Genomic DNA, 19,334 nt, shown 5'->3' on the forward strand with positions numbered 1-19,334 from the left:
GCCTGCCACATAAAAGCAGGCATACCGCGAATTCTCACAACCAGTGATTTCCGCTGCCGTGACGAAGATTTGTCGAGCCAACGCTCATGAACAGTCATCACGCCAGCGGACATCAGGAGCTTGCCAGAATGCGTTCAAGACTCTCCGATACCCTCGCTCTGGATTTACCTTCACCGGTTTCAACTCCCCTCCCCGACTCCCTGGACGCTACTGCATCCACCCTGGCGCTCAGTCCGCGCTTGCACAACAGTGACCTGGCCCCCACTAAAACCGAAGGCCGCCGCTGGGGCCGCTACAGCATCTTTGCCTTGTGGACCAACGATGTGCACAACATCGCCAACTACTCGTTCGCCATCGGGCTTTACGCCCTGGGCCTCAACGGCTGGCAGATCCTGCTTTCACTCGGGATCGGCGCTCTGCTGGTGTTCAACTTCATGAACCTGTCGGGCTATATGGGCCAGCGCACCGGCGTGCCCTTCCCGGTCATCAGCCGGATAAGTTTCGGCATTCATGGCGCGCAGATTCCTGCGCTGATACGCGCGGTCATTGCTATCGCCTGGTTCGGTATTCAGACGTATCTGGCCTCGGTGGTGTTACGGGTGCTGCTGGTGGCCGTGCATCCCGGTTTCGACGCTTACGACCATGACTCGATCCTTGGCCTGTCGAGCTTGGGCTGGGTGTGTTTTGTCGCGATCTGGCTGGTGCAGCTGACGATCCTGGCCTACGGCATGGAAATGGTTCGCCGCTACGAGGCGTTTGCCGGGCCGGTCATTTTACTGACGGTACTGTGCCTGGCAGGCTGGATGTACTTTCAGGCCAACGGCACCATTGCCTGGTCAGACCGCGTGCCCTTGAGCACCGCCGAGGTGTGGCGCAACGTGTTTGCCGGAGCCGCACTGTGGCTGGCGATCTACGGCACTCTGATCCTGAATTTCAGTGATTTCTCACGCTCATCGCCGTGCTGCAAAACCATCAAGGTTGGTAATTTCTGGGGCCTGCCGGTGAACATTCTGGTGTTTGCCGGTATCACCGTGCTGCTGTGCGGCGCCCAGTTTCAAATCAACGGCACCATTATCGAAAGCCCGACGCAGATTATCGCGTCGATCCCGAACACCTTCTTTCTGGTGCTGGGCTGCCTGGCATTCCTGATTGTGACGGTGGCGGTGAACATCATGGCCAACTTCGTCGCACCGGCTTTTGTGCTGAGCAACCTGGCACCCAGGCATCTGACGTTCAAGCGCGCCGGACTGATCAGCGCAACCCTGGCAGTGCTGATCCTGCCGTGGAATCTCTATAACAGCCCGCTGGTTATCGTGTACTTCCTGTCCGGCCTGGGCGCCCTGCTTGGCCCGCTGTACGGGGTGATCATGGTCGACTACTGGCTTGTACGAAAAGGCCGTATCGACGTGCCGGCGTTGTACAGCGAAGACCCGAGCGGCGCTTATTACTACAGCCGCGGCGTTAATTTACGCGCCGTCGCGGCGTTTATTCCTGCTGCTCTGATCGCCATCGTGCTGGCATTGGTGCCAGGTTTTCATACGGTTTCGCCGTTCTCCTGGATGATCGGGGCCGGCATCGCGGCAATGCTTTACCTGATCATCGCCAGGCGCCAACCCCACTACGCCCACGTCAGCGGCGAGTCGATCGCGGTCGACAACGCTGGCCATTGATACGTTTGCGGTCTGGCCAATTCAGACCGCCCACTCTTGATTTGAAGGAGCCCCCATGCGAATTCTCGTGGTCAATGTCAACACGACCGACAGCATCACCCAGGCCATTGCGCGTCAGGCGCAGTCCGTCGCCGCGCCGGGCACCGAAATCATCGGGCTGACGCCCGGTTTCGGCGCCGAGTCGGTTGAGGGAAATTTTGAAAGTTATCTGGCCGCAATCGCGGTGATGGACTGCGTCATGTCCTACGACCAGCCCTTCGATGCCGTGATACAGGCCGGGTATGGCGAGCATGGCCGTGAAGGGTTACAGGAGCTGCTCAACGTGCCCGTGGTGGACATCACTGACGCAGCGGCCAGCACCGCCATGTTTTTGGGCCGCGCCTATTCGGTCGTCACCACGCTGGATCGCACCGTGCCGCTGATTGAAGATCGCCTGAAACTGTCCGGGCTCTGGTACCGCTGTGCATCGGTGCGCGCCAGCGGCCTTGCCGTTCTGGAACTCGAATCTTCGCCGCAACGCGCGGTTGAAGCCATTGTTCACCAGGCAGAACTGGCCGTCAGCGAGGACAAGGCAGAGGTCATTTGCCTGGGCTGCGGTGGTATGGCGGGGCTTGATGAGCAGATTCGCCAGCGCACCGGCGTGCCCGTGGTCGATGGCGTTACCGCTGCGGTGACCATTGCCGAGTCGCTGGTTCGCCTGGGGCTGTCGACGTCAAAAGTACGCACTTACGCGACCCCGCGGCCCAAGGTTATCCGTGGATGGGCCGAACGTTTCGGGCGATAACCGATTGCCTGCAGGCGATATCGACTGAATCCTTGCCAAGCCCGCTCCCGCGGGCTCTGGCCTGTATCGTGCAATTTGCACTACATCAAAAAGCCATCATTGCAAATTGCACTGAAACCCTCTTGAATACATACCCCAAGCAGCTGTTTTATAAGGGTTTTTAGCTCTTTAACAGTTGGCACGAAGACTGCTCTATTAACAGTATCCCGTCCATGCTCTCAGAGATGACCGCCATGAACAGCACCCTGTTACTGTTAAATGCCCTGGCACTGGCTGTTTTAGTGATTTTTCACTTTCAACCTGAACCCGCCACCGCTGAGCAATACGTCCACACCTACAACAAACCCCTCGCGCCGCTGCCGCAAGTGGCGGTCATGAATAGCGTGAGCAGCGCGACACCTCATCTGACTACAGACCACCCTGCAGCCAACCTGGCTCCCGAGGGTGAGCGCTGGGTCTTTTGAAGCGCATATTGAGAGGTTGGCAGTAAATCATGTCCAAAATTGCTTTGAGTTTGTTGATGCTGGCGCTATCAAGCCTTGCGCTTGATGTCTTCGCCCGTAACGAATTCGGAAACCTGCCCTTGATCGCTGCGGGCGTATTTTTCAGTTGCTGGCTGGTGGCGCTGATCATCGGGCGCAGGTTCAAATTTGACCCGCAATTACGTTGAGAGCGCCCTTCTGCTGGAGAACAGGCCTTTCAGGATGAACGGTGGATTTGTGCACTACCCACGTTGATGCATTTTTTTAATAATCACTACTGGCATAACGCCTTTATCCGGTTCAATATTTGTCACAGAATTGACGCCAGGGAAGTGGCAGATTTGAGGCATGATGCGCGCCTCCTAGCAATTCAGGTTGAACTTTGGCTATAAGGACGGTCTTAATCACATCCTGCGGCCAATTCCCGAGAACCGCTCCCCTGAACTAACCGGTTAACTAAAATGCGCCCATTGAAACAGGCAATTTACTCCAGCCGTACGGCTGACAAGTTCGTCGTACGCCTGCCAGACGGAATGCGCGAGCGCATCGCCGAAGTGGCTCGCAATCATCACCGCAGCATGAACTCAGAAATCATTGCTCGCCTTGAGCAAAGCCTTATTCAGGAAGGCGTACTGGGTGACGAACTCAGCATGCGCCTGGACAGCCCTGAGCTCTCCCTGCACGAGCGCGAACTGCTGCAACGCTTCCGCCAACTGTCCCATCGCCAGCAAAACGCCCTGGTTTCACTGATTGCTCACGACGCTGAGGCAGCTTCGGAGGAAGCCTGATTTAATTCAGGTAACAAAAAGCCAGCATTGCGCTGGCTTTTTTTATGGGCGCCATTTGCGCCAGAAACAAAAACGGCCTGATCTGACAGCTGTCAGATCAGGCCGCTGGCCGTCAGAGCAGGAAGATGGTTGCCAGCCCCAGGAAGATGAAGAACCCGCCGCTGTCTGTCATGGCTGTGATCATCACACTTGCACCCATCGCCGGGTCACGCCCAAGCCGGGCAAGTGTCATGGGAATCAAGACTCCCATCAGCGCTGCCAGCAGCAGGTTAAGCGTCATGGCCGCGGTCATCACCACACCCAGTGACCAGCTGCCGTACAACAGATACGCGACAACACCGATCACCCCACCCCACACCAGGCCATTGATCAAGCCCACGGCCAGCTCCTTGCGCATCAGACGCGAGGTGCTACCGGTATTGACCTGATCGAGCGCCATCGCCCGTACGATCATGGTAATGGTCTGGTTGCCGGAGTTACCGCCAATACCGGCCACGATGGGCATCAGTGCTGCCAGTGCCACCAGCTTCTCAATCGAACCTTCGAACAGACCGATCACCCGCGAAGCAATAAACGCGGTGACCAGGTTGACTGCCAGCCAGGCCCAGCGGTTACGCAGGGACTTCCAGACCGAAGCGAAGATGTCTTCTTCTTCACGCAGACCGGCCATGTTGAGCACTTCGTTTTCGCTCTCTTCACGGATCAGGTCGACCATTTCATCGATGGTCAATCGGCCGATCAGCTTGCCGTTCTTGTCGACCACCGGGGCCGAGATCAAGTCGTAACGCTCAAACGCCTGTGCAGCATCGTAGGCGTCCTCGTCCGGATGAAAACTTACCGGATCGCTGGCCATGACCTCGGACACTTGTTTCTCGGGGTCGTTGACCAACAAACGCTTGATCGGCAACACGCCTTTGAGCGCACCGTCGTAATCAACCACGAACAGTTTGTCGGTATGGCCCGGCAGTTCTTTGAGGCGACGCAGGTAACGCAATACCACTTCAAGGCTGACGTCCTCACGGATCGTCACCATCTCGAAGTCCATCAGTGCGCCAACCTGATCCTCGTTATAGGACAGCGCGGAGCGAACACGCTCACGCTGCTGACCATCAAGGGTCTCCATCAGCTCATGGACGACGTCTCGCGGCAGCTCGGGGGCCAGGTCAGCAAGTTCGTCGGCGTCCATCTCCTTGGCGGCTGCCAGGAGCTCGTGATCGTCCATGTCGGCGATCAGGGTTTCACGTACCGAGTCAGAGACTTCAAGCAGGATGTCGCCATCGCGATCAGCCTTGACCAGTTGCCAGACCGTCAGGCGGTCGTCCAGTGGCAATGCTTCAAGGATGTAGGCAACGTCTGCGGAGTGCAGGTCTTCCAGTTTGCGCTGGAGCTCAACAAGGTTCTGCCGATGAACCAGGTTTTCAACCCGGTCATGGTGATGGCCTTCCTGACGATGAGTCAGGTCTTCGACCACACGCTGGCGATTAAGCAGCTCAATGACTTGAGCGAGGCGGCTTTGCAGGCTTTCTTGTGTTTTCTTTACTTCAACTTCGGTCATAGGCGAACTCCACTCCCAGCAGCAGGGCACGCCGGAAGGATCAATCAGTCAATTCATGATTGGAAAAACGGGATGCTGAGTTACTACTGGGTAAGTCCATGGAGGTATTCCACAAGCCCCGGCGGGGCTGACGGGCGCAATCATACACGGCTTAAAAATTAATGACGCAAAAATCTTGGCAATAACAAAAGCTTGCGCAGCACTGCCAGAATAAACAGAAGAGAAGTCGTCAGGATGACAGCAATAGCCAAATCGCAGATAGCAAAAAGCCCGCATACAATGCGGGCTTTTTGGTGTTTGGTGCACTCGACAGGATTCGAACCTGTGACCGCTCGGTTCGTAGCCGAGTACTCTATCCAGCTGAGCTACGAGTGCAAGTTGTGCTTGATAAACCAGACCACCCTGGTTGAAGCCAAGTTAATCGCCGAAGCAATTGACTCTTAAATGGTGCACTCGACAGGATTCGAACCTGTGACCGCTCGGTTCGTAGCCGAGTACTCTATCCAGCTGAGCTACGAGTGCAAGTTGTGCTTGATAGACCAGACCACCCTGGTTGAAGCCAAGTTAACCGCCGCAGCGATTGACTCTTAAATGGTGCACTCGACAGGATTCGAACCTGTGACCGCTCGGTTCGTAGCCGAGTACTCTATCCAGCTGAGCTACGAGTGCATTTGAAGCGGCGCATTATAGACCGTTGAATCTCTCTGGCAAGATTTTTTTCATTAAATTCAATAACTTACCGAAACTACCCAGACCCAACGTGCTACATGAATAATGGCGGAGAAGGGGGGATTCGAACCCCCGACACCCTTTTGAGATGTACTCCCTTAGCAGGGGAGCGCCTTCGGCCACTCGGCCACCTCTCCGCAACACGGGGCGTATAATAACCAGCCTTTTCCCCGCTTGCAACTAAAAACTTAAATAAAATTAGAGACTTGGTTCTTCATCCTTTTCTTTCTTGATCCGCAGGTAGATCTCCTCACGGTGCACCGCCACTTCCTTGGGGGCGTTCACACCGATACGCACCTGGTTTCCTTTGACGCCGAGTACGGTCACAGTAATTTCGCCATCGCCTATGATCAGGCTTTCCGCACAACGGCGAGTCAGAATCAGCATACTTTTCTCCTCACACTTTTCATTTCAGTGGCCACAGTCTGCAAAAAAAAAGGGCTTCGGGCTATTCGCTAAACAGCTATAGCCCGCCGCTCCTTAGTATTGACCAACATGACGAAACAGGAGGTCTTCGTTCATGCCCGCCAAAAAAACAAAGGGCGCGGATTAACCGCGCCCTCCAGACAACGCCTTACTCGCCCTGTCGGGCTGGCGCGTCCAAATCAAAAGCGGTGTGCAAGGAACGCACTGCCAGCTCCAGGTACTTCTCTTCAATCACCACCGACACTTTGATCTCGGAGGTCGAGATCATCAGGATGTTGATGTTCTCTTTGGCCAGGGACTCAAACATGCGGCTGGCAACGCCCGCGTGAGAGCGCATGCCCACACCGACAATCGAAACCTTGGCAATGTTGGTGTCGCCGACCACTTCACGGGCACCGATCTCACGCGCGGTGTTTTCCAGCACGCTTTGCGCAGCACTGTAGTCATTGCGGTGCACGGTGAAGGTGAAGTCGGTGGTGTTATCGTGCGCAACGTTCTGCACGATCATGTCGACTTCGATATTGGTCGCACTGATCGGGCCCAAAATCTTAAACGCCACGCCCGGGGTGTCCGGCACGCCACGGATGGTCAGCTTGGCTTCATCGCGATTGAACGCAATACCAGAAATGATCGGCTGTTCCATGGATTCCTCTTCATCAATAGTAATGAGGGTGCCTGGACCCTCCTTGAAGCTGTGCAAAACGCGCAGCGGTACGTTGTACTTGCCTGCGAACTCGACCGCCCGGATCTGCAACACCTTGGAGCCCAGGCTGGCCATTTCCAGCATTTCTTCGAAGGTGATCTTTTCCAGACGCTGAGCTTTTGCCACAACCCGCGGGTCAGTGGTGTAGACACCGTCGACATCCGTGTAGATCTGGCACTCATCAGCCTTGAGGGCCGCCGCCAGCGCCACACCGGTGGTGTCAGAGCCGCCACGACCCAGGGTGGTGATGTTGCCGTGCTCATCAACGCCCTGGAAACCTGCAACCACAACCACACGCCCGGCCTTCAGGTCGGCGCGAATCTTCTGATCGTCAATTTTCAGGATGCGGGCTTTGGTGTGCGAACTGTCCGTCAGGATGCGCACCTGGCTGCCGGTGTAGGACACCGCTGGCACGCCGCGTTTGTTCAGCGCCATTGCCAGCAGACCAATCGTCACCTGCTCGCCCGTGGACACAATCACATCCAGCTCACGGGGTAACGGCTGATCGCTGATCTGCTTGGCCAGTTCGATCAGGCGGTTGGTTTCGCCGCTCATTGCAGATAGCACGATCACCAGATCATTGCCGGCTTCGCGGAACTTCTTAACTTTATCGGCGACCTGCTCGATTCTCTCGACAGTGCCGACCGAGGTGCCTCCGAATTTCTGTACGATCAAAGCCATTTCAAAGCAGCCTCAGCCCATAAAGGGCGCCCATTTATCATTCAAACGACGCGCCATCACTAGACGATGGCGCGTACTGGACCTCAGATACCCTGTTCGACAAATGGCACAGTCAGGGCCAATGCGGCGTCAAGGGCTGCAGCATCAACACCGCCGCCTTGCGCCATGTCAGGACGACCACCGCCCTTCCCGCCCACTGCCGCAGCAGCCTGCTTCATCAAATCACCGGCTTTGAGTTGGCCAGTCAGGTCCTTGGTTACGCCTGCAACCAGTACAACCTTGTCTTCATGGACACTGCCGAGCAGGATCACCGCACGGCCGAGCTTGTTCTTCAGCTGATCTACCAGCGCCAGTAGCGCCTTGCCATCTTGACCGTCCAGGCGGGCGGTCAGGACTTTCACGCCTTTTACGTCCACTGCCGACGATGACAGATCGTCACCGGCCGCGCTTGCTGCCTTGGCCTGCAATTGCTCAAGTTGTTTTTCCAACTGGCGATTGCGCTCAAGTACCGCCGACAGCTTGTCGACCAGGTTCTCACGAGAACCCTTGACCAGGCTCGCGGCTTCCTTGAGCTGCTCTTCGGCGGCGTTCAGGTAAGCCAGTGCGGCTGCACCCGTAACCGCCTCGATACGACGGATACCGGAAGCTACGCCGCCTTCGCTGATGATTTTCATCAGGCCGATGTCACCGGTGCGCTTGGCGTGAATACCGCCACACAGCTCAACCGAGAAATCACCGCCCATGCTCAGCACGCGCACGTTGTCGCCGTACTTCTCGCCAAACAGCGCCATGGCGCCTTTTTGCTTGGCGGTTTCGATGTCGGTTTCTTCAGTCTCGACCTGAGTGTTCTTGCGAATCTGGGCGTTGACAATATCTTCCAGCGCCTTGATCTGCTCGGGCTTGATCGACTCGAAGTGGCTGAAGTCGAAACGCATGCGCTGGCTGTCGACCAACGAGCCTTTCTGCTGAACGTGCTCGCCCAGCACCTGACGCAAGGCCGCGTGCAGCAAGTGAGTCGCCGAGTGGTTTAGTGCCGTGGCGTGACGCACATCGGCGTCAACCTGGGCTTCAACGGTTTCGCCAACATTCAGGCCGCCCGCGGCAACCACGCCGTGATGCAGGAATGCGCCGCCGGTTTTGGTGGTGTCGCGCACGTCAAAGCGCGCCGCGCCAGCTTGCAGGAAGCCGCAATCGCCAACCTGGCCGCCCGATTCGGCGTAGAACGGGGTCTGATCCAGAATGACCACGCCCTCGTCGCCTTCGCTCAGGCTGGCAACCGATTGACCGTCTTTATAGAGAGCAACGATGGTGGCCGAAGCCTGGGTCGCGCTGTAACCGACAAACTCGGTCGGCACGTCAACTTTAACCAGCGTGTTGTAGTCCAGGCCGAAAGAACTGGCCGAACGTGCGCGAACACGCTGGGCTTCCATCTCGCGCTCGAAGCCTTCTTCGTCCACGGTCAGGTTGCGTTCACGGGCGATATCGGCCGTGAGGTCCATCGGGAAGCCATAGGTATCGTAGAGTTTGAACACCACGTCGCCAGGCACTACGGTGCCCTTGAGCTCTGCCAGATCCAGCTCAAGGATTTTCAGGCCCTGCTCCAGCGTCTTGGAGAACTGCTCTTCTTCGGCTTTAAGTACGCGCTCGATGTTGGCCTGCTCACGCACCAGCTCCGGGAAGCTTTCGCCCATCTCGGCAACCAGTGCCGCGACGATCTTGTAGAAGAAGTTGCCGGTAGCGCCCAGCTTGTTGCCGTGACGGCAGGCGCGACGAATGATGCGGCGCAGTACATAGCCGCGACCTTCGTTCGATGGCAGCACGCCGTCAGCAATCAGGAAGCTGCACGAACGGATGTGGTCAGCCACCACCTTGAGCGATGCCTGGCCTTCGTTGGCGCAACCGATCGCGTCGGCTGCAGCCGTCAACAGGCTCTGGAACAGGTCGATGTCATAGTTGGAGTTGACGTGCTGCATCACCGCACTGATCCGCTCCAGGCCCATGCCGGTGTCTACCGACGGCGCTGGCAACGGATGCAACACGCCATCGGCGGTGCGGTTGAACTGCATGAACACGTTGTTCCAGATTTCAATGTAGCGGTCACCGTCTTCGTCTGGCGAACCTGGCGGGCCACCCCAGATGTCTGGACCGTGATCGTAGAAAATCTCGGTGCACGGGCCGCACGGGCCGGTATCGCCCATGGTCCAGAAGTTATCCGACGCGTACGGAGCACCCTTGTTGTCGCCAATACGGATCATGCGTTCGGCAGGTACGCCGACGTCTTTGGTCCAGATGTCATACGCTTCGTCATCGCTGGCGTAGACCGTTACCCAGAGCTTGTCTTTAGGCAGGTTGAGTACGCCGGTCAGGAAGGTCCAGGCGAAGTTGATCGCGTCTTTCTTGAAATAATCGCCAAAGCTGAAGTTGCCGAGCATTTCAAAAAAAGTGTGGTGACGGGCGGTGTAACCGACGTTTTCCAGGTCGCTGTTCTTGCCACCGGCTCGCACGCACTTCTGGCTGCTGGTCGCTCGGGTGTAGGCACGTTTTTCTTGACCCAGGAAACAGTCCTTGAACTGGTTCATCCCCGCGTTGGTGAACAGCAGGGTCGGGTCGTTATTAGGGACCAAGGAGCTGGAAGGGACACGGGTGTGACCTTGCTCCTCGAAGAAGCGAAGGAAGGCTTCACGGATTTCTGCGCTTTTCATAGGTTCTTCCACGGAGGCTGCGGCCAGAGGCAAGTAAATCACGTCAATCGACAGTGCGACTCGCAAAGGGCCGCATTATATCGGCCCTTCGCCCCGGGTACAGCGTGTTTATACGATAGCGACAAGCAATTGGACGGATCGCAAGCTTATTGGCTGGAAAACTCGGCAAAAACGGCTATTACCTGTTCAATCTGGCTGCGATTGACATCCATGTGCGTCACCATTCGCAAGCGCGACGCGGCACTGAGCACAATCCCCTGCTCGGCCGCAAAGGCCTTGAGGGCTTCGGCCCGCTCACCGATCTGAACGTACACCATGTTGGTCTGCACCGGTTCGACGTCATAACCGGCCGCACGCAAACCTTCAGCCAGTAATTGGGCGTTGGCATGGTCATCGGCCAGACGCTCGACCTGATGATCCAGCGCATACAGACCGGCTGCGGCCAGTTGACCGGCCTGGCGCATGCCGCCACCGACCATTTTGCGCAAGCGCCGCGCCCTGGCGATCAAGTCCGCGGTGCCGCACAACACGGAACCCACCGGAGCACCCAGGCCCTTGGACAGGCACACCGAGACCGAATCGAAATGCCGGGTGATCTCACCCGCGTCAACACCCAGCTTGACCGCTGCGTTGTACAGCCGCGCGCCATCAAGGTGCAGCGCCAGGCCATGTTCACGGGTCAGGCGACTGGCAGCTGCCAGATACTCAAGTGACAGCACCTTGCCCTGCATGGTGTTTTCCAGTGCGAGCAAACGCGTGCGGGCAAAGTGAAAGTCGTCAGGCTTGATTGCAGCTGCAACCTGCCCCAAGTCCAGCGAGCCATCAGCCTGAACCTCCAGCGGCTGTGGCTGGATGGACCCCAGAACTGCCGCTCCGCCGCCTTCATATTTATAGGTGTGCGCCTGCTGGCCCACAATGTACTCATCCCCGCGCCCGCAATGCGCCATCAGTGCCAGCAAGTTGCTCATGGTGCCAGTGGGCACGAACAACGCTCTGGCAAAGCCCAGACGCAGCGCCAGCTCGGACTCCAGCTTGTTCACCGAAGGATCTTCGCCATACACATCGTCGCCCATCGGCGCACTCGCCATGGCCTCGCGCATGCCAGTGCTGGGTTGGGTAACGGTGTCACTACGAAGATCGATAACAGTCATTGGAGCGGCCTCGGCAATAAGTGATCAGCCCTGGATGCTAATCGGGGAGTTCCCATTCAAACAAGTGTACTGCGCACCGGATTCGCCACTTTCAAGTGCTTGCCGGAGAATAAATGAACAACACAGCAAATAAATTGATAGCTATTAGCCAAAAGCAGCCATGCATCTGTGAAAAAATTATGATACAAAATGTCCGCCGCCAGAAAGGCTGGCGGCAACGTTCTCAGGGCGGGGTGCGACTCCCCACCGGCGGTAATTGCGCGCAATGCGCATAGCCCGCGAGCGCTTGGCTGATCCACCCGTTTGGGGTGTGGGCAGTCAAGGTCAGCAGACCCGGTGTGATCCCGGGGCCGACGGTCATAGTCCGGATGAAGAGAGAACGGGATTGGCGCCAAAGGGCCGTCAACCAGGTGGGCAAGTGGCGATGCCGAAAGGCCGTGCGCTGCCCTCCTGAACGCACCCTTTAATCCCATTCGATTCATATGCCCTGTTTTTCACACAAACAGGAATCTGAACATGCAACCCACTGCAATCGACAGCAAAAGCAAAAGCCACCACAACGAACGCGTGGCATTTATCCAGGCCTGCTGGCACAAAGATATTGTCGACCAGAGCCGTAAAGGCTTCCTGGCCGAAATGCTGGTACAGGGCTATCAGGAAAGCGACATCGACTTTTTTGAAGTCGGCGGCGCCTTCGAAATCCCGCTACACGCCAAGCTGCTGGCCAAGACTGGCCGTTATGCAGGCATCGTCGGCGCAGCGCTGGTAGTGGATGGCGGCATCTATCGTCACGACTTCGTGGCCCAGACCGTGGTCAGCGCCTTGATGCAAGTGCAGCTGGAAACCGAAGTCCCGGTTTTCTCGGTCAGCCTGACACCTCACCATTTCCATGCAGGTGAAGAGCACCAGAAGTTCTTCTTCGACCATTTCGAACATAAAGGTCAAGAAGCCGCGAAAACCTGCGCCGACACCCTGCAAAAAATCCGCACCATCAAGCGCATGGACTCCCAGCAAAAACGCGCGGTGTAAAGCCAGCTCTTGCAGGAGCGGGCTTGCTCGCGACTGGAGCGGCGCGGTTTGACTCTAGACCGCGTCGCCTGCATCGCGAGCAAGCCCGCTCCCACAGTTGCCCTTAACTGACAGGCATTGCCCTGGCTACGCTAACGCCAGAGCGCGAGCCGGCTCGATGATCATCCCGGCCCGCAGGCCGTTTTTCACCTTCGGGTTGGGAAAGATAATCCGCGCACCCTCTTCTTCGATAACCCATCGGGTCTTGCCCGCGTCTTGCGCCAGCAAGTAGCCCTTGGGCAACTCACAGAAATTTTCGACGTCCGCCGGCAAGTGCAGGATAAAGGCATCGCTGTGCTTGATCACCTCGCGGGCCACGCTGAACAGCTGCAAGCCTTCGAGCGAGTCATCAGCCAGTGGCGGCTCGGTGCCTTCGATCATCTGCTGCAAGCGCAGCTCAAGACGCTCGACATTGACCCCGCCGTTCTGCCCAAAAGGCCGGGCCTTGCCCAGCTCAAGGGTAAACGCCTCGGCGCCCAACTGATCGTAGGTGTAAGCACTGAACACAATCGATGGCTTGTTCTGCAACAAGACCGCTTCCATCCCGGCTGCGCGCAAGCGGGCCAGCTCATCGCGAGAGTGGACACGCCCTTCTTTATAGGGATACAGCGCGAACTGCTCGATCTTCGACCCACGAATGGCCGTGTGCAAATCGTAATGAAGGCGGGAGCGCTCAGGGAGGCTGAAAAACGTTTCGGCCAGGTGTTCAAGTTCGCACGCGCGCAGAGCCTCGGGGCCACTGCTGCTTTCGTGGCGGCCGTTGAACAGCCGGTTAAGGTCTTCTTCGACAAAGCGCGCACCGGTGCGCATGGCACCCGGGTTGCCGAACAAGAAAAGAATTCGTGCGCGGGGCTTGATAACGCCCCGGGCAATGGCCTGCAACAGGCGATCGAGCAATTCGATCGGCGCTGTTTCATTGCCGTGGATGCCGGCTGACAACAGCAGATCCATACCGTTGTCACTCGCCTGGGGCGGGCGTACTTCAAGCGCGCCTTCGGTCAGCCAGCGCATCCGCACGCCGTCGACAGTCAGTTGAGTTTTCTCGGCCGGTTCACGTCCGGCCAAGGTCAGTTCAAGCAGTTTGCCGAGAGCGAGCATGGTGCATCCTTAATCAGTGGTTGCAGTCTGGACCGTGTACGTGGCCATCTTCACCGTCTTCTTCAATGTCTGCCGGCTCCATTTCCAGTTGCAGGCTGACAAGGTTAGTCGCCAATGGACGCAGCAGCAGGTTGGCGTATTCGGCATCGCCTTCTTCAACATCAACACCGATCAGCAGTTGGCCACGGCCGTCATGCTGGATCCACAATTCCTTGCCCTGCCACATCACGGCAACGCGGGTGCAAGAGGTTTCCAGTTGAGTGCCATCGGTGTCTTCAAGGATCAGCTTCAGGGTATCGGTCATTATTTCGCTCTCATTTGGAGGTGAAGGTGCGTGCCACAGGTTAATAATCCCTCAGGCACGCAGCCGTTCAATTGATCTGGAAGGGGTAAACCGCGCCCAGTTTAAGGATTTGCGTCAGTTCATCCAATGCCGCGCGGCATTCAAGCAGCAATTGTGGATCAGCCAGGTCACTTTCGCGCAGAGCATCGCGATAATGTTTGTTCACCCAGGCCGTCAGGGTGTCGTACAGCGCCGGAGTCATGATCACGCCGGGGTTGACCGCCGCCAGTTCAGCTTCATTGAGCGCTACACGCAACCGCAGGCACGCCGGGCCACCACCGTTCTGCATGCTTTGCTTGAGATCAAACACCTTGACCTCACGAATCGGTCCGCCAGCAGCGGTCAGCCCTTGCAGGTATTGCCAGACTCGCGGGTTGGAGCGGCACTCTTCAGGCACGATCAACAACATCGAACCATCTGCACGGCTCAGCAACTGACTGTTGAACAGGTACGAACGCACTGCGTCTTCTACCGCCACCTGATCGCGCGGCACGCTGATCGACTGGAAATTGCCGCCACGTGCTGCCAGCTTGCCATGCAGCTCGGCCAGCATTTGCTCAGTGTTGAGGAACGCATCCTGGTGATGGAACAGCAGCTCGCCATTACCCACTGCGATCACGTCGTTGTGAAACACGCCCTGGTCGATGACCGACGGGTTTTGCTGAGCGAATACCACGCCCTCTTCGCTCAGGCCGTGCAGACGCGCCACAGCCTGTGAAGCTTCGAGAGTCTGGCGTGCCGGGTATTTTTGCGGTGCCGGGTAGCGGCTGTCGAACGCACTGCGTCCGTATACAAAAAACTCGACACCCGCTTCGCCATATTCACGGCAAAAACGCGTGTGGTTGGCGGCGCCTTCGTCGCCAAACTGAGCCACTGCAGGCAACGCAGCATGGTGCGCAAAGTGTTGCGAGTCGGCGAACATCGCGCCCAACACGCGACTGGTGGTCGGATGCTCGATGCTGCGGTGGTATTTGCAGTTGAGGTTGGCTGCGGTGAAGTGCACGCGGCCATCTGCGGTGTCGGCACTTGGGCTGACCGTCGCGGCGTTGGCCACCCACATGCTCGATGCCGAGCAACTGGCTACCAGCAATGGCATGGCTTCTTTGGCGGCGCGTTCGATGACCTGGGCGTCAGTGCCGCAAAACCCCAGACTGCGCAGACCCGCAACATCCGGGCGCTCTTGCGGCGCCAGCACGCCCTGGACAAAACCCATGTCCATCAGCGCTTTCATTTTTTCCAGGCCCTGCAGCGCGGCTTCCTTGGGATTGGAAGCCTGCTGGCTATTGCTCTGGGAGGCGACGTTGCCAAACGACAAACCGCCGTAGTTATGGGTCGGCCCCACTAAACCGTCAAAATTGACTTCAAAGGACTTCATCAGCGAGGCTCCGGAAAACGGTGTATGGCTAAAGGTCTTACTGTTCCCCCTCTGTGGGAGCGGGCTTGCTCGCGATGCTGGCGACGCGGCGCTGTTGTCAGGCCGCGCTGATGCTATCGCGAGCAAGCCCGCTCCCACAGAGATGGGGTAAGCGTTACGACAAGCGCACGCCCGGGGTCAACGCGGCGGGCAAGGTCACCGTCGGCGCTTCCAGGGATGCCACTGGGTACGCGCAATAATCCGCCGCGTAATAGGCACTGGCGCGATGGTTACCCGACGCTCCGACACCGCCAAACGGGGCGCTGCTCGCCGCGCCCGTCAACTGCTTGTTCCAGTTCACGATCCCTGCACGGCTTTCAAGCCAGAACTGCTGGTAACGTGCTTCGGAATCCGACAACAAGCCTGCCGCCAGACCAAACGCGGTGTTGTTGGCCTCGGCAATGGCCGCGTCAAAGTCGGCGTAGCGAATCACTTGCAGCAATGGCCCGAACAGCTCTTCATCCGAGCGGTCGCTGACCTCTGTCACATCGATAATGCCCGGCGTCAGCAAGGCCGCATTGCTGTCAGGCTGATGCATTTCCAGCAAGGCCACGGCGCCCGAACCCAACAACACCTCCTGCGCATCCATCAAGGCACGCGCTGCGCCCAGGGAAATCACCGAACCCATAAAGGGCGCTGGCTGCTGGTCAAAAGCACCCACTTCGATACGCTGGCTGACGTCAACCAGACGCGTCAGCAGGCTGTCGCCCCAGGCGCCTTGCGGCACCAGCAAACGGCGGGCGCAGGTACAGCGTTGCCCGGCGGAGATAAACGCCGACTGAATGATGGTGTACACCGCAGCATCCAGATCCTCGACCTGATCGACCACCAACGGGTTATTGCCGCCCATTTCCAGGGCCAGGATCTTGTCAGGGCGACCGGCAAACTGCTGATGCAGCGCATTGCCAGTACGGCTCGAACCGGTGAAGAACAACCCGTCGATACCCGTGTGCGCCGCCAGCGCGATACCGGTTTCACGGGCACCTTGCAGCAGGTTCAGCACCCCGGCTGGCAACCCGGCTTCGATCCAGCACTTGACCGTCAGCTCGGCGACTTTCGGGGTCAGCTCACTCGGTTTGAAAACCACGCTGTTACCGACCAGCAACGCCGGAACAATGTGCCCGTTGGGCAGATGCCCCGGGAAGTTGTACGGGCCAAACACGGCGACCACGCCATGTGGCTTGTGACGCAGAACGGCGGTGGCATCACCCAGAGGGCCGCTCTTTTCACCGGTACGCTCGCGGTAGCTCTGTACCGAGATCGCCACCTTGTTGATCATGCTGGTGACTTCGGTGGCCGACTCCCACAGGGGCTTGCCGGTTTCTTCACCGATGCAACGGGACAGTTCGTCCGCGTGGCTTTTAAGACTTGCGGCAAACGCTTCGAGCACGCTCAGGCGCTCTTCAAACGTGCGCCTGGCCCAGGCCGGAAATGCCTGGCGTGCGGCCTTGACGGCGGCATCTGCCTGCTCGGCATTCGCGCCATTGCCTGTCCACAGCACGTGCTGCGTCACCGGGTTCAGCGATTCAAAGGCTTCGCCCTGCCCGTCCTGCCAGGTGCCTGCGATGTACAACGTGCTCATTATTTCGACTCCCGTGGGGCAACTGGCTGGGCAGACAACGCAACAGCGCGCACTTGATCGCCCGCCGTCAGTTGCAAGCGTTTGGCAGTCAACGGATCGACCACCAGAGTGCCCGCAGCCAGGCGCGCAGGCGCGGCCGTGATGCGGCAATCTTCGCGTTTGCGGTTGTGCATCAGGTAAGGCGTGGCATCGTCACCCGGTGTGCCGATCGCCAGCACCAGCGCTTCGCTGTCGCGTACAGCGCGGATTTTGCTGGTTTCACACTCAACCGCCGGGCCTGCGTCGAAAATATCGACGTAGCCCTGATAGCTGAACCCTTCGCTTTTAAGCATGTTCAAGGCAGGTTCGGTGTGGGTATGGACCTTGCCGATCACCCCACGGGCATCTTCAGACAAGAAGCAGGTGTACACCGGGAATTTGGGCATCAACTCGGCAATAAAAGCCTTGTTGCCTACACCAGTCAGGTAGTCCGCCTGGCTGAATTCCATTTTGAAGAAGTGCCGGCCCAGGCTTTCCCAGAACGGCGAGCGCCCGGCTTCATCGGACATGCCGCGCATTTCAGCAATGATCTTGTTGCCGAACAGTTCCGGGAACTCGGCGATAAACAGCATCCGTGCCTTGGCCAGCATGCGGCCATTGAGACCGGTGCGGTAATCGGCGCTCAGGAACAACGAACACAGCTCCGAGTTGCCAGTCAGGTCGTTGGCCAGAAACAGGGTTGGAATTTCGCGATAAATATTCAACTCCTGGGAGGCGCTGACGGTCAGGCCCACCCGGAAGTTGTACCAGGGCTCACGCAGGCCAACGGCACCGGCAATGGCGGAAATACCCACCACCTTGCCTTCGTCGTTTTCAAGCACAAACAGGTAATCCGCATCGCCGCGCTCGGCTTCGCCACGGAAGGTTTTTTCAGCCCAGGTCACACGATGCAGCAAGCGCTCTTCGTTGGCCGGCAAGGTGGTCAGGCCGGTTCCGGTGCTGCGTGCCAGCTCAATCAGGGCCGGTAAATCGCTGTTGCGTACAGGACGAACGATCATGCTATCTCCTCAAACAGGGCTCGCTGACGAACCCCGCGAAACTCGCTCAAACGCGTTAAACCGCCACGACTCGTACGCTGGCACCTTCGCCAACGCCCAGTGCTTCGGCCGCTTCCAGATCCAGCGTGACCGGCTTGCCCGGTGCCCAATCCAGCTCCAGCAACACCGCGCGGTAATCCTGCAACTGGGCATTGGCCACCAGGTACTGGCGACCGCCACCTTTGCTCAGCGTGCCGATCTTGACCGGCACCACACGGCTTTGGGCGATTGAGCGAATACCCGAAACCCGCGCATGCAGGGTTGGGCCGCCGTCGAAAATATCGATGTAATGATCGGTCTCGAAGCCTTCGCGCATCAGGATGTCGAAGGTAATCTGCGCCCGCGGATGAACCTGCCCCATGGCTTCCTGGGCAGTGTCTGGCAGCAGCGGCACGTAAATCGGGTAATGGGGCATCAGTTCGGCGAGGAAGGTGCGGCTTTTGAGCCCGCACAGGCGCTCGGCGGCGGCATAGTTCAAGTCGAAGAAGTTGCGGCCAATGGCGTCCCAGAACGGCGAGTCGCCATTTTCGTCGCTATAACCAACAATTTCGGTCACGACAGAATCGGCAAAGCGTTCCGGGTGGTTGGCCACAAACAGCAGGCGTCCACGGGAGTTGAGTTCCGACCAGGCCGAACCCACCAGCTGCGGGACCACATAAAAACTGGTCAGCAGGCTGTTACCGGTCAGGTCATGGCACTGCGAGAGCACGTGGATCTTGTTGTGAATCTTCAGCTCGCGGGAGGCATGCACGAAGGTCTCGTTACGGAAGCTGTAAAACGGCTCCGAGTAACCGGCCGAGGCCACGATCGCCGAACACCCCACCAGCGTGGAGGTGGCGGTGTCTTCAAGGACGAAGAAGTAGCTCTCTTCACCGTTGAAACTGACTTCGGCGGCAAACGAGGTTTCGGACGCAGCGATCTTGTCGCGCAGGCGTTCGATATCGTCCGGCAATGAAGTGACACCAATCGGGCTGTCCGCAGCCAGACGCTGTACCTCGCCCAGATCAGCCATTTGCGCAGGGCGCATCACCAGCATGGTGTCACTCCTTAAATCCTTGAACTACATAGAGGGGGTGTGGAGC

The 19,334-nt window shown here is 58.1% G+C and carries 17 protein-coding genes, 4 tRNA genes and 1 riboswitch; of the genes, 6 read left to right on the forward strand and 15 right to left on the reverse strand.

Annotated features, from left to right (window positions below; genetic code table 11):
• Window positions 1–128 precede the first annotated feature (128 nt).
• The 5 genes from AACY07_RS00860 to AACY07_RS00880 all read left to right on the forward strand — a co-directional run bounded on the left by AACY07_RS00860 (window position 129) and on the right by AACY07_RS00880 (window position 3,724).
• Window positions 129–1,670 carry an NCS1 family nucleobase:cation symporter-1 gene (locus tag AACY07_RS00860; protein ID WP_133077325.1) on the forward strand — a complete coding sequence of 514 codons (1,542 nt, stop codon included), beginning with the start codon at window positions 129–131 and terminating at the stop codon, window positions 1,668–1,670.
• 55 nt (window positions 1,671–1,725) lie between these two features.
• Window positions 1,726–2,454: an aspartate/glutamate racemase family protein gene (locus AACY07_RS00865; protein ID WP_339473105.1), complete on the forward strand. Its 729-nt coding sequence runs from the start codon at window positions 1,726–1,728 to the stop codon at window positions 2,452–2,454.
• 233 nt (window positions 2,455–2,687) lie between these two features.
• On the forward strand, window positions 2,688–2,918 hold the full coding sequence (locus tag AACY07_RS00870; protein WP_339473106.1) for a hypothetical protein: 231 nt from the start codon (window positions 2,688–2,690) through the stop codon (window positions 2,916–2,918).
• 29 nt (window positions 2,919–2,947) lie between these two features.
• Complete coding sequence (locus tag AACY07_RS00875) at window positions 2,948–3,124, forward strand: PA3371 family protein (RefSeq protein ID WP_219262041.1); 177 nt, start codon at window positions 2,948–2,950, stop codon at window positions 3,122–3,124.
• A gap of 273 nt (window positions 3,125–3,397) precedes the next feature.
• Window positions 3,398–3,724 carry an Arc family DNA-binding protein gene (locus AACY07_RS00880; protein WP_133077322.1) on the forward strand — a complete coding sequence of 109 codons (327 nt, stop codon included), beginning with the start codon at window positions 3,398–3,400 and terminating at the stop codon, window positions 3,722–3,724.
• 112 nt (window positions 3,725–3,836) lie between these two features.
• Here the strand turns inward: AACY07_RS00880 and mgtE are convergent, their stop codons facing one another.
• The 9 genes from mgtE to ltaE all read right to left on the reverse strand — a co-directional run bounded on the left by mgtE (window position 3,837) and on the right by ltaE (window position 11,671).
• Complete coding sequence (gene mgtE / locus AACY07_RS00885) at window positions 3,837–5,279, reverse strand: magnesium transporter (protein ID WP_133077321.1); 1,443 nt, start codon at window positions 5,277–5,279, stop codon at window positions 3,837–3,839.
• 298 nt (window positions 5,280–5,577) lie between these two features.
• Window positions 5,578–5,654: transfer RNA gene (locus AACY07_RS00890), tRNA-Arg, on the reverse strand.
• A gap of 70 nt (window positions 5,655–5,724) precedes the next feature.
• A tRNA-Arg gene (locus tag AACY07_RS00895) sits at window positions 5,725–5,801 on the reverse strand.
• 70 nt (window positions 5,802–5,871) lie between these two features.
• A tRNA-Arg gene (locus AACY07_RS00900) sits at window positions 5,872–5,948 on the reverse strand.
• Between the two features lie 106 nt (window positions 5,949–6,054).
• Window positions 6,055–6,145, reverse strand: a tRNA-Ser gene (locus AACY07_RS00905).
• 61 nt (window positions 6,146–6,206) lie between these two features.
• The gene (gene csrA / locus AACY07_RS00910) at window positions 6,207–6,395 is read right to left on the reverse strand and encodes a carbon storage regulator CsrA (protein ID WP_003175645.1); all 189 of its coding nucleotides are present in this window, start codon (window positions 6,393–6,395) and stop codon (window positions 6,207–6,209) included.
• Window positions 6,396–6,582: 187 nt separating this feature from the next.
• Window positions 6,583–7,818, reverse strand: coding sequence for an aspartate kinase (locus AACY07_RS00915; protein ID WP_019823401.1), 1,236 nt, complete (start codon window positions 7,816–7,818; stop codon window positions 6,583–6,585).
• 83 nt (window positions 7,819–7,901) lie between these two features.
• Window positions 7,902–10,520, reverse strand: coding sequence for an alanine--tRNA ligase (gene alaS / locus AACY07_RS00920; protein ID WP_339473109.1), 2,619 nt, complete (start codon window positions 10,518–10,520; stop codon window positions 7,902–7,904).
• A gap of 146 nt (window positions 10,521–10,666) precedes the next feature.
• Window positions 10,667–11,671, reverse strand: coding sequence for a low-specificity L-threonine aldolase (ltaE, locus tag AACY07_RS00925; protein WP_133077319.1), 1,005 nt, complete (start codon window positions 11,669–11,671; stop codon window positions 10,667–10,669).
• A 215-nt stretch (window positions 11,672–11,886) separates the two neighbouring features.
• Window positions 11,887–12,056: riboswitch (FMN riboswitch) on the forward strand.
• A 131-nt stretch (window positions 12,057–12,187) separates the two neighbouring features.
• Here ltaE and AACY07_RS00930 point away from each other — a divergent pair.
• Window positions 12,188–12,700: a 6,7-dimethyl-8-ribityllumazine synthase gene (locus AACY07_RS00930; RefSeq protein ID WP_339473111.1), complete on the forward strand. Its 513-nt coding sequence runs from the start codon at window positions 12,188–12,190 to the stop codon at window positions 12,698–12,700.
• Between the two features lie 126 nt (window positions 12,701–12,826).
• Here AACY07_RS00930 and astE read toward each other — a convergent pair whose 3' ends face one another.
• From astE to aruF, 6 genes are all read right to left on the reverse strand, one after another.
• Window positions 12,827–13,837 (reverse strand): succinylglutamate desuccinylase, encoded by a 1,011-nt coding sequence (astE, locus tag AACY07_RS00935; protein WP_339473113.1) that lies wholly within the window; start codon window positions 13,835–13,837, stop codon window positions 12,827–12,829.
• Between the two features lie 13 nt (window positions 13,838–13,850).
• Window positions 13,851–14,141: a hypothetical protein gene (locus AACY07_RS00940; protein WP_019823410.1), complete on the reverse strand. Its 291-nt coding sequence runs from the start codon at window positions 14,139–14,141 to the stop codon at window positions 13,851–13,853.
• A gap of 67 nt (window positions 14,142–14,208) precedes the next feature.
• On the reverse strand, window positions 14,209–15,555 hold the full coding sequence (astB, locus tag AACY07_RS00945; protein ID WP_339473115.1) for an N-succinylarginine dihydrolase: 1,347 nt from the start codon (window positions 15,553–15,555) through the stop codon (window positions 14,209–14,211).
• Window positions 15,556–15,709: 154 nt separating this feature from the next.
• Window positions 15,710–17,179 (reverse strand): succinylglutamate-semialdehyde dehydrogenase, encoded by a 1,470-nt coding sequence (gene astD / locus AACY07_RS00950; protein ID WP_339473429.1) that lies wholly within the window; start codon window positions 17,177–17,179, stop codon window positions 15,710–15,712.
• Window positions 17,176–18,213: an arginine N-succinyltransferase gene (gene astA / locus AACY07_RS00955; RefSeq protein WP_339473116.1), complete on the reverse strand. Its 1,038-nt coding sequence runs from the start codon at window positions 18,211–18,213 to the stop codon at window positions 17,176–17,178. The genes astD and astA overlap by 4 nt, the downstream gene beginning before the upstream one ends.
• A 55-nt stretch (window positions 18,214–18,268) precedes the next feature.
• Complete coding sequence (gene aruF, locus AACY07_RS00960) at window positions 18,269–19,288, reverse strand: arginine/ornithine succinyltransferase subunit alpha (RefSeq protein WP_133077313.1); 1,020 nt, start codon at window positions 19,286–19,288, stop codon at window positions 18,269–18,271.
• Window positions 19,289–19,334: the final 46 nt, after the last annotated feature.

Origin of the sequence: Pseudomonas sp. RL_5y_Pfl2_69 (assembly GCF_963970465.1) — a bacterium.
Classification (GTDB): Bacteria; Pseudomonadota; Gammaproteobacteria; order Pseudomonadales; family Pseudomonadaceae; genus Aquipseudomonas.

Excerpts from the sequence above, each read along its gene's own strand:
- alaS (WP_339473109.1), bottom strand. The coding sequence starts at position 10,520 with ATGAAAAGCGCAGAAATCCGTGAAGCCTTCCTTCGCTTCTTCGAGGAG.
- AACY07_RS00875 (WP_219262041.1), top strand. The coding sequence starts at position 2,948 with ATGTCCAAAATTGCTTTGAGTTTGTTGATGCTGGCGCTATCAAGCCTT.
- astE (WP_339473113.1), bottom strand. The coding sequence starts at position 13,837 with ATGCTCGCTCTCGGCAAACTGCTTGAACTGACCTTGGCCGGACGTGAA.
- AACY07_RS00865 (WP_339473105.1), top strand. The coding sequence starts at position 1,726 with ATGCGAATTCTCGTGGTCAATGTCAACACGACCGACAGCATCACCCAG.
- ltaE (WP_133077319.1), bottom strand. The coding sequence starts at position 11,671 with ATGACTGTTATCGATCTTCGTAGTGACACCGTTACCCAACCCAGCACT.
- AACY07_RS00880 (WP_133077322.1), top strand. The coding sequence starts at position 3,398 with ATGCGCCCATTGAAACAGGCAATTTACTCCAGCCGTACGGCTGACAAG.
- csrA (WP_003175645.1), bottom strand. The coding sequence starts at position 6,395 with ATGCTGATTCTGACTCGCCGTTGTGCGGAAAGCCTGATCATAGGCGAT.
- AACY07_RS00860 (WP_133077325.1), top strand. The coding sequence starts at position 129 with ATGCGTTCAAGACTCTCCGATACCCTCGCTCTGGATTTACCTTCACCG.
- aruF (WP_133077313.1), bottom strand. The coding sequence starts at position 19,288 with ATGCTGGTGATGCGCCCTGCGCAAATGGCTGATCTGGGCGAGGTACAG.
- AACY07_RS00870 (WP_339473106.1), top strand. The coding sequence starts at position 2,688 with ATGAACAGCACCCTGTTACTGTTAAATGCCCTGGCACTGGCTGTTTTA.
- AACY07_RS00940 (WP_019823410.1), bottom strand. The coding sequence starts at position 14,141 with ATGACCGATACCCTGAAGCTGATCCTTGAAGACACCGATGGCACTCAA.
- astB (WP_339473115.1), bottom strand. The coding sequence starts at position 15,555 with ATGAAGTCCTTTGAAGTCAATTTTGACGGTTTAGTGGGGCCGACCCAT.
- mgtE (WP_133077321.1), bottom strand. The coding sequence starts at position 5,279 with ATGACCGAAGTTGAAGTAAAGAAAACACAAGAAAGCCTGCAAAGCCGC.
- astA (WP_339473116.1), bottom strand. The coding sequence starts at position 18,213 with ATGATCGTTCGTCCTGTACGCAACAGCGATTTACCGGCCCTGATTGAG.
- AACY07_RS00915 (WP_019823401.1), bottom strand. The coding sequence starts at position 7,818 with ATGGCTTTGATCGTACAGAAATTCGGAGGCACCTCGGTCGGCACTGTC.
- AACY07_RS00930 (WP_339473111.1), top strand. The coding sequence starts at position 12,188 with ATGCAACCCACTGCAATCGACAGCAAAAGCAAAAGCCACCACAACGAA.